The organism is Kitasatospora viridis (assembly GCF_007829815.1).
GTDB lineage: Bacteria > Actinomycetota > Actinomycetes > Streptomycetales > Streptomycetaceae > Kitasatospora > Kitasatospora viridis.
In genome coordinates this window covers 483,871-496,810 of record NZ_VIWT01000004.1, presented here as the reverse complement: position 1 = coordinate 496,810, position 12,940 = coordinate 483,871, and the positions used below count along the sequence as shown (strand labels likewise).

Here is a 12,940-nt window from a genome sequence, read left to right as displayed (position 1 = left end):
GGCCATCAGATGTGCGGCCTCAGGAGTCCTGGACCAGCATCCGGCCCTCGGTCCCGTCCGGCGAGACGAGGACGAACGCCGTCGGCGCGGCGCCCAGGTTGAGATGGAACGGCTTGAAGTTCGCGTGCAGTTGCAGCGCCAGGGTCCAGGGGCCGCCGTCGGGCCAGTCGTCGTCCTGGAAGAACGCGGGTCGGCCGCCGATCTTGTCGCCGTCCCAGGGGTCGTCGTCGTGCTCGTCGTCGGGCCGGAGCCGGGGCGTGTACTCGGCCGCGGACCCGTCGTGCGCGTGGTACAGGCCGGGCCCGGTGGCGAGCGGGAGCGTCGTGCCGGCGTAGCCGCCGCCGGGCTGCACGATCACGGCGTTGGCGCCCTCGTCGGGGAAGATGACGTCGGGGTCGAAGAACTCCTCGTCGCCGTGGTCCGCGTGGGTCACGAAGACGTACGCCAGTCGGCCCCGCCCGGCCTCGCCGAGCACCGGTTCGAGCTCCAACTGGCAGACGAACCGCATCGGTTCGCCCCAGGCGTCGTTGACCGGCCACTGCGGTTCGGCGAGCCAGCCTGGCTGGCCGCCGAACTTGGTGATCGGCTCGGTGACAGGTGCCCCGGCGGCGGCGAACGCCTCGATCCTCGACATCGCCGTCACGCCGGGCCTCCCGTGCGGGCGCGGATCACCAGGAACGGTGGCAGGCCGGCTCGTTGTGGCTGCTGCTGCGTCACGGGCGGCGGCGGGGCGGGTTCGGTGACGGCTTCCAGGGCGAAGCCGGCGTCCAGCAGCGCAGTCAAGTAGGTTGCCACGGTGTGGTGTTGGTTGCCGGCCCGGCGCACGCCGGCCGGGTTGTCGGAGCGCCAGAAGCCCTCGGTCAGGTAGTCGCCGACCGCCCGGCGCACCGTCCCGTCCGGCTCGCTCGTCCAACTGGCGTGCGGCGCCTCGAAACAGGGGTGGGGGACGCTGAACACCAGGGCGCCGTGCGCCGTCAGGACCCGCCGGACGGCCGTCAGTGCGGCGCCGAGGTCGGGCACGTGGTTCAGCGAGAGCCCGGCGGTCACCCACTCCACCGAGCGGTCGGCGACGGTGGCGAGCAGGCACCCGTCGTCGACGGCGTAGCGCACCGTGCCGGGACCGGGCGTCCCGGCGGCCCGCGCGTGGTCGAGCAGCGGTGCGCACGGGTCGATGCCCAGCACCTCGGCGCCGCGCGCGGCCAGCGCCCGGGCGACGAGGCCCTCGCCGCACCCGAGGTCGAGGACCCGCCGGCCGGCCAACTCCGCGGGGAGCAGGTCGAGCAGCGCGGCACGGTTGAAGTCGTTGAGCGGTGAGCCGGTGCGCAGGAGTTCGGCGTACCAGTCGGCGATGGTGTCCCAGGTGTCAGTCATCAAAGCCAGCACGCTACGCGCCGCCGCGCCGGCATGCCAACGGATTTCGCTGTCAGGCCCGGGAGTTGGCCAGCAGGGCCTGGACCGCCGCCTGGACCCGCTGCTCGGGGGTGGCCGGCCCGGTGGTGTCGAGCTTGCCGTCGAGGTGCAGGAAGGCGAGGCCGTGGACCAGACCCCACACGGCGGTGGACATCGCCTCGCGGTCGGCGCCGGGGAAGGTGGCGTGGACGATCGCGCCGACGTACTCCCACATCGCGGCGGTCGCCGCGGCGCGTTCCGCGTTCGCGGGGTCGCAGGGTTCCGCGAACATCACCCGGAACAGCGCCGGGCGGTCGATCGCGAAGCGGACGTAGGCGGCGGCGACGGCGGCCAGGTCCTCGGGGGCGCGCGGGGCGGGGTGGGCGGCGGTGAGGTGCTCGGCGAGTTCGCGGTAGCCCTGGGCCGCGACGGCGGAGACCAGCGCGTCGCGGTCGGCGAAGTGGCGGTAGGGGGCGGTGGCGGAGGCGCCGGCCCGGCGCGCGACGGCGCGCAGGGAGAGCGCGGCGCTGCCGTCCTCCTCCAGCAGTTCGCGGGCGGCGCGCAGGCAGGCGGTGCGCAGGTCGCCGTGGTGGTAGCTACCGGTCTGCTGTGGCATGGGTCACCCTCGTTCATGTATGCACTGCACACATCCCCGTCTAATGTGTGCGGTGCACACATTCTAGTCGAGGATGAGGAGACCCCGATGGCGGACGACCTGTTCACGCCGCTGCGGCTGGCTTCGGGCGCGGTGCTGCCCAACCGGATCGCGAAGGCGGCCATGGAGGAGAGCCTGGCCGGCCCGGGCCAGCTGCCGGACCGGCGGCTGTTCACCCTCTACCGCAGCTGGGCCGACGGTGGCACCGGCCTGCTGATCACCGGCAACGTCATGGTCCACGCCGAGGCGCTCACCGGGGCGGGCGGCGTGGTGCTCGACGCCGCCGCGCCGCTGGAGCCCTTCGCCGAGTGGGCCGCGGCCGCCAAGTCCGGCGGCGCGGCGGTCTGGATGCAGATCAACCACCCGGGCCGCCAAGTGCCCTCCGGCATGCCCGGCGTGGTGTGGGGACCCTCGGACCTCGCGGTCGACGTCGGTCGGCACAGCGGCCGCTTCAGTCGTCCCACTGCCATGACGGACCGTCAGATCGCTGCCACCGTCGAGCGGTTCGCCACCACCTCCCGGCGCGCCGCGGAAGCCGGCTTCGACGGCGTGGAGATCCACGCCGCCCACGGCTACCTGCTCTCGCAGTTCCTCTCCCCGCTGGTCAACACCCGCACCGACGACTGGGGCGGCTCGCCGGCCAACCGCGCCCGGCTGCTGCTGGACGTGGTGCGTGCCGTCCGCGCCGCCGTTCCGGCGCGGTTCGCCGTCGCCGTGAAGATCAACTCCGCCGACTTCCAGCGTGGCGGCTTCGACGCCGACGACGCCCGGCAGGTGATCGAGCTGCTCGCCCCGCTCGGCGTCGACCTGGTCGAACTCTCCGGCGGCAGCTACGAGAGCCCGGCGATGACCGGCCGCCCCGCCGACGGTCGCACCCGCGCCCGCGAGGCCTACTTCCGGGACCTGGCCGCCGACCTGGTCCGCACCAGCCCGCTCCCGCTGATGCTCACCGGCGGCATCACCCGGCGCGGCACCGCCGAACAGGTCCTCGCGGACGGCGTCGCGGTCGTCGGCATCGGCACCGCCCTGGCCGTCACGCCCGACCTGCCCCACCGCTGGGCCGCCGCCGGCGAGGCCGAGCAGGCGCTGCGCCCGGTGACCTGGTCCGACCGGACGCTCGCCTCGGCCGCCGCCATGGCCCTGGTCCGCCGTCAGATGCGCCGCCTCGCCGACGGCCGCACCCCCACGCCCCGGACCCGGCCCGCCGTCGCCCTGCTGGCCGAGCTGCGCGAGCAGCGCAAGGCCGTGCGCCGCTACCGCGGTTGGCTGGACGGCCGCGGCCCCGAGGCGGCGTAGCCGTTCTTCCGGTGAGTTCTTGACCCATGGTTCAAGAACTCACTACGGTGGTGCCCATGGGCAGGCCGATGAGCTTCGAGCCGGAGGTCGCCGTCGCACGGGCGATGGAGGCGTTCTGGACCAAGGGGTACGGCGAGACGTCCCCCACGGACCTCGCCGAGGCGACCGGGGTGGGCAAGGGCAGCCTGTACCACTGCTTCGGCTCCAAGCGGGAGTTGTTCGCCAAGGCGCTGGAGCTGTACGGCCGCGTCGGTGCCGAGCTGACCGAGGAGTTCCTCGCCCGCCCGGGCACCGCGAAGGAGTCCCTGCGCGGGTACTTCCTGCTGCTGGTGGACCTGGACCTGGAGGGTCCGGTCCGCCGGGGGTGCCTGGTGCAGAACACGGCCACCGAGCTCGCCGGGCGGGATCCGGAGGTCATCCGGACGGTCCACCGGATCGAGGAGAGCATGATCGAGCTCTTCGCCCGGCGCCTGGAGCGGGGGCAGCGGGACGGCGACGTCGCTCCGGAGCTCGACGTGCGGGCGCAGGCCCTCTTCCTGCAGACCACCCTGATGGGCCTGCGGGTGATGGCCAAGACCTTCGACCGGCCCGTGCTCGTCCAGGTCATCGACACGGCCCTGGCCGGTCTCTGACGCTGCGTCAGGCCCATCCATCCGGCGTCGTCGGCCGTTTTTCGTGCCCTGATTTCAGACCTGCGGTTCAAGAATTCGATGTTCACGAATGGGGAGAAGAACATGGACCTCGGTATCACCGGCAAGACGGCGCTGGTCACCGGCGCGAGCCGCGGCATCGGCCTGGCGATCGCCCAGACCCTGGCCGCCGAAGGGGTGCGGGTGGTGGGGGCCGCGCGCACCGTCACGCCCGAGCTGGCGAAGGTCGCCGCCGCGGCCGTCCCGGTCGACCTGAGCACCCGTGAGGGGGCGCGCTCGGTGGTCGAGCAGGCGATCTCGGCAGTCGGCGGGATCGACTTCCTGGTCAACAACGTGGGTGCGGGCGACCCGTCCGGGCTCTCCGTCGCCGGTTTCCTGGACGTCGACGACGAGCAGTGGCAGACCATCTTCGGCCTCAACCTGTTCAGCCCCGTGTGGACCACCAAGGCGGCGCTGCCGAGCATCGTGGAGCGCAAGGGCGCGATCGTGAACATCTCCTCGATCAACGGCCGCGTCCCCACCGGCTCGCCCGTCGGCTACGCGGAGGCCAAGGCCGCGCTGACCCAGTTCGGCAAGCGGCTCAGCGAGGAGCTCGGGCCGCTCGGCGTCCGGGTCAACACGGTCTCGCCCGGCATCACCACCAGCCCGCTGTGGACCGACCCGAACGGCTTCGGCGGCAAGGTCGCCGAAGCCGCCGGCATCGGCCACGCCGACCTGCTGGCCGCCCTGCCCGCCCAGGTCGGCATCGCCACCGGACGCCTCGGCACCCCCGAGCAGGTGGCCGACCTGGTCGCCTTCCTGCTCTCCGAGCGCGCCGCCGGCATCCACGGCCACGACCACGTGATCGACGGCGGGACGATCAAGACGGCCTGACCGGCCTGACCGGCCTGACCGGCCTGAGCGGCCTGAGCGGCCTGAGGGGCCGTCTGGTGCGGGCGGTGCTCGGCTGCGAGAGTCGTTCCGGTGCCGCCCGCACCGACTGACGCGCCGTCACACCGGAAGGAACCGCCGCCATGACCCGTTCCGCCACGCCCCCCGCTCCGCTGCTGCGCGCGCTCGCCCTGCTCGCCGCCCCGGTCACCGCCCTGTCCCTGGCGGGCGCGGCCACCGCCCACGCCGCGGCCGCCCCCGCCGGTGTCACGCTGACCAGCGCCCAGCAGTACGCGGTGGACGAGATCACCAACGTCTTCGAGAACGGCGACCTGACCAGCGGCTTCGCCGCGATCAAGGACTACGGCGACGGCTGCGGTTACACCGCCGGCTACATCGGCTTCTGCACCCAGACCGACGACGACGTCAAACTGGTGACGGCCTACGACACGGCCCGTCCCGGCAACCCGCTGGCGAAGTACCTGCCCGCCCTGCGCAAGCTGGCCGCGGCCGGCAGCGACGCGCACACCGGCCTCGACGGCTTCCCGAACGCCTGGAAGGCCGCCGCCAAGGACCAGGCGTTCATCCAGGCCCAGTTCGACCAGGCCCACGCCAACTACCTGGCGCCGGCCCTGGCCGAGGCCAGGAAGGTGGGCATAGCCACCCCGCTCGGCGTCGCCGATTTCTTCGACACCGCCGTCGAGATGGGCCCCGACGGCGCCCCCGACAGCCCCGACGGCCTGCTGGTCCTGGTCGCCGAGACCACCAAGGCCGAGTCCGGCACCCCGGCCACGGGCGTGGCGGAAGCCACCTGGTTGACCAAGTTCAACCAGGTCCGCACCGCCCACCTGAAGAACCCCAAGACCCCGGGCCGCAAGTCCGACTGGCCCCAGTCCGTCGACCGCGTCCAGGCCCTCCAGCAAATGGCCACGGCCGGCAAGTGGTCCCTCCCGCTCCCGCTGCTGGTCGGCGCCGACTTCCAGGTGACGATCCCCAAGGCCCCGGCCAACGGGCCGTTCTGACGGTTCGTCAGTTGGGTGCGCCGACGGGTTCGCCGGTGATGGCCTTGAGCGCGAGGGCCCGCAGCGGGGCGAGGCGGGTGCGGTTGTCCCGGTGGTGGTAGACGGCGTTGGTACAGATGGCCAGGTAGCGGCCGGTGGCCGGGGCGAGGTAGAGGCTGGTGCCGGTGAAGCCGTGGTGGTGGGCCACCCGGCCGTCGTCGGCGAGGATCCAGGCCAGGCCGCGGTCGAGACCCGGCTCGATCGCGGCCTGCGGCTGCATGCTCGCGGTGAGCCAGCGGCCCTGGGGTCCGCTGGTGGCGTGCGAGGACAGCAGGTGGGCGGCGAAGGCGGCGAGGTCGGCCGGGGTGGTGAACACCCCGGCGTGGCCGGCGACTCCGCCGAGCAGCGCGGCGTTGTCGTCGTGCGGCATCCCCCACAGGCGGGGAGCACCAGGCAGTCGCTGCTCGGTCGGGGCGACCTGGGCGGAGCGGGCCACCGGTCCGTAGGTCGTGTTCGTCATGCCGAGGCGCTGCCAGAACTCGGCCGCCAGCTCGTCCAGGCGCCGGCCACGGGAGTGCGCCAGGGCCAGGCCGAGGAGGATGAACCCGCGGTTGATGTAGCGGTGTCCGGCGCCGGGTTCGGCGATCAGGTCTTCGCCGCAGATCAGTTCGGCGAGCGGTTCGGTGCGGTTGCGGTACTGGTCGAGGCGGGTGTCGGCCCGCAGACCGGAGGTGTGGGCCAGGATCTGGCGGACCGTCACCCGGCCGCCGGGCGCCTCGGCCGGGATCCCCGGCAGCAGCCGGCTGACCGGGGTGTCCAGGTCGTTGCGGAGGAACGTGCCGACCAGCGGCCAGCCGGCCAGCACCTTCGTCAGCGACGCCACGTCGTACACCGTGTCCGGGCCCGGCCGGGCGTCGCCGCACTCGGGGGCGACGACGCCGGACGCCAGGAAGCCTGGCTCGCTGTCGAAGGTGCCGTGGGCGATGACTCCGCCGGGCACGGTGCCGTCGGCGGTGATCCGGTCCAGGCACTCGCGCAGATCGGCGATCGTGTTCGGCTGCCATGGCACGGTGCGGGTCACGATTGCTCCTGATCGATCGTCGGGTGTGTGGCGGAGCTGGGCGGCCTCGGCTACTCGGCCCGAGTGGCCGTCAGGAGGGCGGCCAGGGCCGGGACGTCGACCGGCACAGTGGTGTCCACGCGGTGGAGGGTGCCCAGGGCGAGGGGTTCGGCGTTGCGGGACCAGGTGTTCCAGTGGCCGGCGAAGCCGGCGGGGCGTTCGGGGTGGATGGGGTGCCGGTCGGCCGTACGGTCGGCGAAGCGGCGGCGGGCGGTGGCCAGCGGGACCTCGCACCAGACTTCCTGAGGTTGGGTCACCCCGGCCCGGTGGAGGCCGGCCAGCACGATCGGGCGCAGGTCGGCCAGCCAGGGGCTCTCCAGTACGGCGCTGCCCCGGGCGTCGGCGAGCAGGGTCCAGAGCGATTCGCCGGCGGCCACGCCGAGGATCCGGCTCCACTCCTGGTCCGAGCAGTCCGGGGCCCGCAGGCCCGCGAGGGTGTCCGCCAGGGTCTCCTTGATCGCGTCCTTGCTGAACAGCGGCAGGCCCAGCTCGGCCGCCAGGGCCCGGGCGAGCGTCGTCTTCCCCGAACCGGGGAGGCCGTTGACCAGGACCGTGAGCATTCGATCAGGGTAGCGGGCACGGCGTAGGGTGTGGCGGGTGTTCGACAACTGGCGCAGGCGGCGGGCTCCCGACGGCCCGGAGCCGACGGACTACCAGAAGGTGCGTCAGGCGATCCTGGTCTCGATCGACTTCGCGAACCTGGAGCACCTCTTCCCCCAGATCGTGCGGTCGCTGCGCGACCTGTCCGGGCCCGACCGCGAGCGCCTGCTCGGGGAGCTGGCGGACATCGCCGCGACCGACCCGAGGCGGCGGGAGGAGGCGCAGTACCTGCTGGACGGGCTGCGCCGGGTCCGCTGGGAACAGTCCTGAGGAGCCTGGGGATCGGCTCACTGCCGGGCGGCGCGCTGCCGTAGGCTCGGCGGCATGTTGAAGGGTGTGATGTTCGACTTCTCCGGCACGCTGTTCCGGGTCGAGTCGACTGCGGAGTGGCTCGACGGCGTGCTGGCGGATGCCGGGCAGGTGCTGGGCGCCGCGGAGCGGGCCGGGCTGGTGCGCCGGCTGGAGTGGTTCGGCGCGCTGCCGGGCGGTGTGGCGCCGAGCGAGGTGCCGGCGGGGCTCCAGGAGCTGGTGGACACCAGGGACCTGACCCCCGAGCTGCACCGCGCCGCGTACACCGGGCTGACCAGGGCGGCGGAGCTGCCTGACGGGGTGTCGGCCGAGCACCTGTACGACCGTCACATGAGCCCGAGCGCCTGGGCCCCGTACCCGGACGCCGGGCCGACGCTGCGTGAGCTGCGGCGGCGCGGGATCCCGGTGGCCGTGGTCAGCAACATCGGCTGGGACCTGCGCCCCGTCTTCCGCGAGCACGGGCTCGACCCGCTGGTCGACGCCTACCTGCTCTCCTACGAGCTCGGCGCCCAGAAGCCGGATCCGCGGATCTTCCTGGCCGGCTGCGAGGCGCTGGGCCTGGCCCCGCAGGACGTGCTGATGGTCGGCGACCACCTGGAGGCCGACGGCGGCGCCACCGCCCTGGGCTGCGCCTTCCACCAGGTCCCGCACCTGCCGGTGGCCGAGCGGCCGGCCGCGCTCTCGCCGCTGTTGGACCTGCTCCCTTCCTGACCCCGGGTCAGCCAGGTCAGCCCGGCTCGGCCAGGTGGTGCTGGAGCCGGGCGTGGCGGAACTGGTGGACGGCGCCGACCTGGCGCAGCACGCCCCGGCGGTGGGCGTCGTCGAGGAAGGCCACGGTCGCCCAGGGGAGGCGCCCGGTCAACGGGAGCCAGATCCGGACGAAGATCAACCACTGGCCCCAGGCGGTGAAGACCAGCGAGTAGCAGAGCGTCGCTGTCAGGCCGATGTTGGCCGCCATGTCCAGGTACTGCCAGTCCGTCATTGGCATGCCGAGCCAGCCCCGCACGTGCAGGCCGACGGTCAGCGTCGCGGTGAGCACCGGTGCGACGACCAGGGCCTGGTGGGTGACCACGCTGCGGTTGACTGCCAGCAGGTCCGCCGGGGCGGCGGCACGGTCCAGGTCGACCGGTGCTTGCAGCGCGGACATGAGCCCGAGCGCCAGACAGCTCGTCAGGGCGTAGACCACCCCGTAGAGCAGCGTGTCGGAGACCAGTGGCTCGACCACGGATGTACGGATCGGCACCCCGTGGACCTTGGGCTGGACGAACGCGTGCAGCAGGGTGCCGGCGGAGCCGTAGAGCGCACCGGTGGTACCGCCGAGCAGCAGACCGGTGAAGGCAACGGTGCGCAGCCGGTGGGCGGGGGCGCCGCCCACCGGACGGCCGCGGCCGGGCAGGCGCAGCAGGCTGCGGGAGGGGGCGAAGGACACCTTGCCGAGGGTGACGGCGAACCCGTAGGCCAGTGCGAGGACCAAACCGGTCAGCGGGCCGGCGGCCGTGAGCCCGATCCGCAGGCTGGTGCGCAGTCCGATCAGGTCGGCCGCGGACAGCGCGCTCACCACCGCTCCCGGGACCGCGAGGCACAGCGTGACGCCCACCGTGCAGGCGAGCACGATGACGAGCATGCGGGTGCGCAGCGGCAGGATGTCGCAGAGCTGCCACCAGGCCAGGTCCTGGTGGTCGACCCGGGCGAGGTGGCCGAGGTACCGCCGGGCGCGCCGGGCGTCCCAACGGCGGGGCGGGCGCCCGGAGCCGGCGTCGGACCGGTCCGGTGGGCGCGGACGGTAGACGGTGGGGACGAAGCCGGCGAGCAGGTGCTCCTCAAGGGCGTGCGGTGTCGGGAAGCGGGCGGCGTCCAGCAGCACGGCCGGGTCCTGCCCGGGGGTGTCGCTGTACCGGGTCCGGGCGAGCAGCACCATCAGCGGGGTGCGCAGCACGGCGGTGAGCCGGGTGCTGGCCGCACTGTCGGGCCGGTGGCGCAGTTCGTCCAGTACCGGGTCCCAGACGGTCGAGGTGCCTCCGTCCGGCGCCTCCGGCCGGGCGGTGCGGGGCAGGTAGTGCGCGAGGTCGCCGGTGGTCAGGTCGGCCAGTTCGATGCCGGCGGCCTTCCTGAGCAGGTGGGTCCTGGTGGCGGTGGCGAACTGCTCGGTGCGGCTGGTCAGCAGCAGGGGGAGTGACGTCTCGTTGAGTTCGCTCAGGGCGGCCTCGTGGAGTCCGGCGGCGATCTCGTCGAAGCCGTCGAGCACCGGCAGGATCCAGCCGGTGTCGACCAGGGCGGCGGCCAGTGTCGAGCCGTCGAGGGCGCGCGCGGCGAGGTTCGGGTGGTCGCGCAGCAGCCGGTCCACGAGCCAGTCGCGCAGCGCGGTGGCGGTCGGGTCCCACGAGCCGATGCTGAAGATCACGGGCACGGGGTCGTCGCCGGTGCGGGCGGCCAGGTAGTCGAGGACGAACCGGATCACCACGACGGTCTTGCCGGACCCCGCCCGGCCGAGCACCACGAGCCGCCCGGACGGCACCTGGCGGTGGACGTCGGCGATCCGGTCCAGGCCCGCTCCGGCGGCCGCGGCGTCGCCGCCGTCCTGGTGGTCCAGCAGGTCGGCGGGGGCGGAGCGCCATCTGACGGGCAGTGGGAACGGGTCGTGGATCCGGCGCCGCTCCTCCTCGCGCAGCCAGCGGCCGTGCAGGTTGCGCGCCAGCGACTCGGCGGTCCGGGCCAGGTCACCGCCCGCCAGCGGGCCGCGGGGCCCGGCGAGAGCGACCGGCGCGGCCTGCACGACCGGCGCGGCTGCCGGACTCGGGGCACCGCCGCCTGGGGCGCTGGGGGCAGCGTCGACCGCCGCGCTCGGCCCGCTGTCGTCGTGCGCGGCCAGCAGCTCGCGCCACACCTCGTCGCGGTCGCGGCCCAGGCAGTCGGCCAGGGCGTGGGCGGCCTGCTTCACCGTCGCCAGCCGGGCGTCCGTGGGTTTGCCGGTCTCCAGCCGCTGGACGGTGCGCACCCCCAGCCCGGCCAGCTCGGCCAACTGCTCCTGCGTCAACCCCGCAGCTGCTCGCAACCCGCGGACCATGGGACCGAACCTGCTGCTCACTTCGACGAACCACTCCCATCACGGACCTGCTCCACGGTGCGATCACCTTACCGGCGGCCTCCGACGGGCCGCCCGCCGCATCTGGCGGGTTCCTGACGTGGTGGCTGACCTGCCGGAACGTCAGTGTGAGCGGTGGCGGCCGCACCTGGCGCCACTGCCCGGACGACCGGGTCGCCGCAGTTCAGTCGAGGAGTGATCATGAACGTCAGCGTGATCCAGTCCGGGGGCCGGCGGGGTCGGCCGAAGCCGGTGCCGGCGAGACCCACCCCGGCCAGACCGGTTCTGACCAGACCGGCCCTGGCCGAGCCGGTCCTGACCAAGCCGGTCCTGACCAAGCCCGTCCCGGCGAGGCCGGTGAAGGCCTACCCGAAGTACCAGCGGCTGCTCTCGGTGGTCGGCGGCCTGGCGTCCCTAGGGACGTCGGCGGCCGGCGTCGCGGTTGCGCCGGTGGAGGCGAAGGCGCTGTGCGCCGTCGTCGTGGCCGGCTCGGTGGCGGTGTGCCGCCGGGGCTCCCGGCTCGGCGTGGTCGCCGACCGGGACGGACTCGTCGACCGCTCGATGGGCGGCGTGCGGCGGATCTCCTGGCGGGAGGTCAGGCAGATCACGGTCGGCAGCGGTACCGAGACCGACGTGCCGGACGCGGCCGGCGTCTCGGTGGTCGTGCTGCGGCTGCACGACGGCCAGGTGCTGCGGCTGTGGGGCACGGCCCGCCACAGCAGGGCGAGCGTGGTGGAGATCCGCCAGCGGCTCGTCGCGATCCAGGCCACCGACGTCGCGGAGAGGTGGTGAACATGGACGCGGACTACTCCGACATCGTCTGGTCAGGGGACAAGCCGACCCCGGGTGCGCGCAGCTGATGCTCCTGCGACCCGTCCGTCTCCGCCTGCTCCCGGGCCGCCAGCACGTCGTCGCCGTGCTCGAAGGCCCAGAGGCCGAACGCCTCGATCGGCTCCAGCAGGGTCCGCCCCAGCACGGTGAGGGAGTACTCGACGTGCGGCGGCGACCCGGGGTGGGCGCGGCGCTCCACCAGGCCGTTGAACTGGAGCCGGCGCAGCGTCTCGGTGAGCACCTTGGGGCTGATCCCGCCGATCCGCCCGCGCAGTTCACCGGGCCGCGCGGGCCCGCCGCGCAGCGTCCACAGCACCACCGCGTTCCAGGTGTTGGCGAGCAGGTCGAAAGCGAGCCGGGCGCGGCAGTCGGCGACGAAGCCCTGATCAGTGGTCACTTACCAGATGGTGCCCGAGCGGCTGCCTACTGTCGTCCTCGTTCGACTGACGGACCACCACGAGGAGGCGGGGCCGATGAGGATCGGGATCGCGGGGACGGGCACGATGGCGCGGGTGCTGGGCGCTCAGTGGGTGCGGGCCGGGCACGCCGTGCTGGTGGGCGGGCGGGACGCCGACCTGGCCGCGGCCCTGGCCCAGCGGATCGGCGCCCGGGCGGGGACGCTGCGGGACGCGGCCCGGCACGGGGAGGACGCCGTGCTGCTGGCCGTGCCGTACGCGGCGGCGGTCGAGGTGGCGTCCGTGCTGGCCGACGTCCTGCCGGGCCGGACGCTGATCGACTGCACCAACCCGGTGGCGCCGGGCTTCGTCCTGGCCACCGGGGGCGGGCCGTCGGCGGCCGAGCGGATCGCGGCCGCGGCGCCCGGCGCCCGCGTGGTCAAGGGGTTCAACCTGTGCCACGAGAGCGTGTGGGGCCTGACCCCGCCGGTCTTCGACGGCCGCCCGCTCGCGGTGCCGCTCTGCGGTGACGACGCGGCGGCCCTCGCCACCGTCCGGCAGCTGGTCCGCGACCTCGGCTGCCTGCCGGTCAACGGCGGAGGCCTCGACCGGGCGGGCCTGCTGGAGGCGACGGCCGCGCTCCTGATCGGCCTGTGGGTGGGCGAGGGCGCGGACGCGCAGGCGATCGCGCCGCCGCTGGCGTACTCGGGGATCGGGCCGGTCTGAGCACCGCGGGGGTGGG

At 73.9% G+C, this 12,940-nt stretch carries 15 protein-coding genes; 8 read left to right on the top strand and 7 right to left on the bottom strand.

Features of this window, described 5'->3' with window-relative positions:
• Positions 1 to 19: 19 nt before the first annotated feature.
• The 3 genes from FHX73_RS35770 to FHX73_RS35760 are packed head-to-tail and all read right to left on the bottom strand — an operon-like array spanning position 20 to position 2,005.
• Positions 20 to 643 (bottom strand): YwqG family protein, encoded by a 624-nt coding sequence (locus FHX73_RS35770; protein WP_145910170.1) that lies wholly within the window; start codon positions 641 to 643, stop codon positions 20 to 22.
• Positions 640 to 1,371 carry a class I SAM-dependent methyltransferase gene (locus FHX73_RS35765; RefSeq protein ID WP_145910169.1) on the bottom strand — a complete coding sequence of 244 codons (732 nt, stop codon included), beginning with the start codon at positions 1,369 to 1,371 and terminating at the stop codon, positions 640 to 642. Before FHX73_RS35765 ends, FHX73_RS35770 begins: the two co-directional genes overlap by 4 nt.
• A gap of 52 nt (positions 1,372 to 1,423) precedes the next feature.
• Positions 1,424 to 2,005, bottom strand: a complete 582-nt coding sequence (locus FHX73_RS35760; RefSeq protein WP_145910168.1) for a TetR/AcrR family transcriptional regulator — start codon at positions 2,003 to 2,005, stop codon at positions 1,424 to 1,426.
• A gap of 87 nt (positions 2,006 to 2,092) precedes the next feature.
• Between FHX73_RS35760 and FHX73_RS35755 the strand changes: the two genes are divergently transcribed.
• From FHX73_RS35755 to FHX73_RS35740, 4 genes are all read left to right on the top strand, one after another.
• Positions 2,093 to 3,340, top strand: coding sequence for an NADH:flavin oxidoreductase/NADH oxidase family protein (locus tag FHX73_RS35755; protein ID WP_145910167.1), 1,248 nt, complete (start codon positions 2,093 to 2,095; stop codon positions 3,338 to 3,340).
• 56 nt (positions 3,341 to 3,396) lie between these two features.
• On the top strand, positions 3,397 to 3,972 hold the full coding sequence (locus tag FHX73_RS35750) for a TetR/AcrR family transcriptional regulator (RefSeq protein ID WP_145910166.1): 576 nt from the start codon (positions 3,397 to 3,399) through the stop codon (positions 3,970 to 3,972).
• A gap of 102 nt (positions 3,973 to 4,074) precedes the next feature.
• Positions 4,075 to 4,863, top strand: a complete 789-nt coding sequence (locus tag FHX73_RS35745) for an SDR family oxidoreductase (protein WP_145910165.1) — start codon at positions 4,075 to 4,077, stop codon at positions 4,861 to 4,863.
• 140 nt (positions 4,864 to 5,003) lie between these two features.
• Entirely contained in the window at positions 5,004 to 5,882 is an 879-nt protein-coding gene (locus FHX73_RS35740) for a chitosanase (protein WP_145910164.1), read from the top strand.
• 7 nt (positions 5,883 to 5,889) lie between these two features.
• Here the strand turns inward: FHX73_RS35740 and FHX73_RS35735 are convergent, their stop codons facing one another.
• Positions 5,890 to 6,942 (bottom strand): serine hydrolase domain-containing protein, encoded by a 1,053-nt coding sequence (locus tag FHX73_RS35735; RefSeq protein WP_246214089.1) that lies wholly within the window; start codon positions 6,940 to 6,942, stop codon positions 5,890 to 5,892.
• Positions 6,943 to 6,992: 50 nt separating this feature from the next.
• Complete coding sequence (locus tag FHX73_RS35730; RefSeq protein ID WP_145910163.1) at positions 6,993 to 7,541, bottom strand: P-loop nucleotide/nucleoside kinase family protein; 549 nt, start codon at positions 7,539 to 7,541, stop codon at positions 6,993 to 6,995.
• A gap of 37 nt (positions 7,542 to 7,578) precedes the next feature.
• Between FHX73_RS35730 and FHX73_RS35725 the strand changes: the two genes are divergently transcribed.
• On the top strand, positions 7,579 to 7,851 hold the full coding sequence (locus tag FHX73_RS35725; RefSeq protein WP_145910162.1) for a hypothetical protein: 273 nt from the start codon (positions 7,579 to 7,581) through the stop codon (positions 7,849 to 7,851).
• A 57-nt stretch (positions 7,852 to 7,908) separates the two neighbouring features.
• Positions 7,909 to 8,601, top strand: coding sequence for an HAD family hydrolase (locus FHX73_RS35720; protein WP_145910358.1), 693 nt, complete (start codon positions 7,909 to 7,911; stop codon positions 8,599 to 8,601).
• Positions 8,602 to 8,617: 16 nt separating this feature from the next.
• Here FHX73_RS35720 and FHX73_RS35715 read toward each other — a convergent pair whose 3' ends face one another.
• Positions 8,618 to 10,954, bottom strand: coding sequence for a helix-turn-helix domain-containing protein (locus FHX73_RS35715; RefSeq protein ID WP_145910161.1), 2,337 nt, complete (start codon positions 10,952 to 10,954; stop codon positions 8,618 to 8,620).
• Between the two features lie 219 nt (positions 10,955 to 11,173).
• On the opposite strand from FHX73_RS35715, the gene FHX73_RS35710 reads away from it, so the two are divergent.
• Positions 11,174 to 11,764 (top strand): hypothetical protein, encoded by a 591-nt coding sequence (locus tag FHX73_RS35710; RefSeq protein WP_145910160.1) that lies wholly within the window; start codon positions 11,174 to 11,176, stop codon positions 11,762 to 11,764.
• Between the two features lie 13 nt (positions 11,765 to 11,777).
• On the opposite strand, the gene FHX73_RS35705 is transcribed toward FHX73_RS35710, so the two are convergent.
• Positions 11,778 to 12,200: a winged helix-turn-helix transcriptional regulator gene (locus FHX73_RS35705; RefSeq protein ID WP_145910159.1), complete on the bottom strand. Its 423-nt coding sequence runs from the start codon at positions 12,198 to 12,200 to the stop codon at positions 11,778 to 11,780.
• Between the two features lie 76 nt (positions 12,201 to 12,276).
• On the opposite strand from FHX73_RS35705, the gene FHX73_RS35700 reads away from it, so the two are divergent.
• A complete protein-coding gene (locus FHX73_RS35700) occupies positions 12,277 to 12,924 on the top strand; it encodes an NADPH-dependent F420 reductase (protein WP_145910158.1) in 648 nt (215 codons plus the stop codon).
• The last annotated feature ends 16 nt before the right edge of the window (positions 12,925 to 12,940 follow it).

Excerpts from the sequence above, each read along its gene's own strand:
- FHX73_RS35760 (WP_145910168.1), bottom strand. The coding sequence starts at position 2,005 with ATGCCACAGCAGACCGGTAGCTACCACCACGGCGACCTGCGCACCGCC.
- FHX73_RS35710 (WP_145910160.1), top strand. The coding sequence starts at position 11,174 with ATGAACGTCAGCGTGATCCAGTCCGGGGGCCGGCGGGGTCGGCCGAAG.
- FHX73_RS35740 (WP_145910164.1), top strand. The coding sequence starts at position 5,004 with ATGACCCGTTCCGCCACGCCCCCCGCTCCGCTGCTGCGCGCGCTCGCC.
- FHX73_RS35765 (WP_145910169.1), bottom strand. The coding sequence starts at position 1,371 with ATGACTGACACCTGGGACACCATCGCCGACTGGTACGCCGAACTCCTG.
- FHX73_RS35750 (WP_145910166.1), top strand. The coding sequence starts at position 3,397 with ATGGGCAGGCCGATGAGCTTCGAGCCGGAGGTCGCCGTCGCACGGGCG.
- FHX73_RS35755 (WP_145910167.1), top strand. The coding sequence starts at position 2,093 with ATGGCGGACGACCTGTTCACGCCGCTGCGGCTGGCTTCGGGCGCGGTG.
- FHX73_RS35730 (WP_145910163.1), bottom strand. The coding sequence starts at position 7,541 with ATGCTCACGGTCCTGGTCAACGGCCTCCCCGGTTCGGGGAAGACGACG.
- FHX73_RS35700 (WP_145910158.1), top strand. The coding sequence starts at position 12,277 with ATGAGGATCGGGATCGCGGGGACGGGCACGATGGCGCGGGTGCTGGGC.
- FHX73_RS35745 (WP_145910165.1), top strand. The coding sequence starts at position 4,075 with ATGGACCTCGGTATCACCGGCAAGACGGCGCTGGTCACCGGCGCGAGC.
- FHX73_RS35715 (WP_145910161.1), bottom strand. The coding sequence starts at position 10,954 with ATGGTCCGCGGGTTGCGAGCAGCTGCGGGGTTGACGCAGGAGCAGTTG.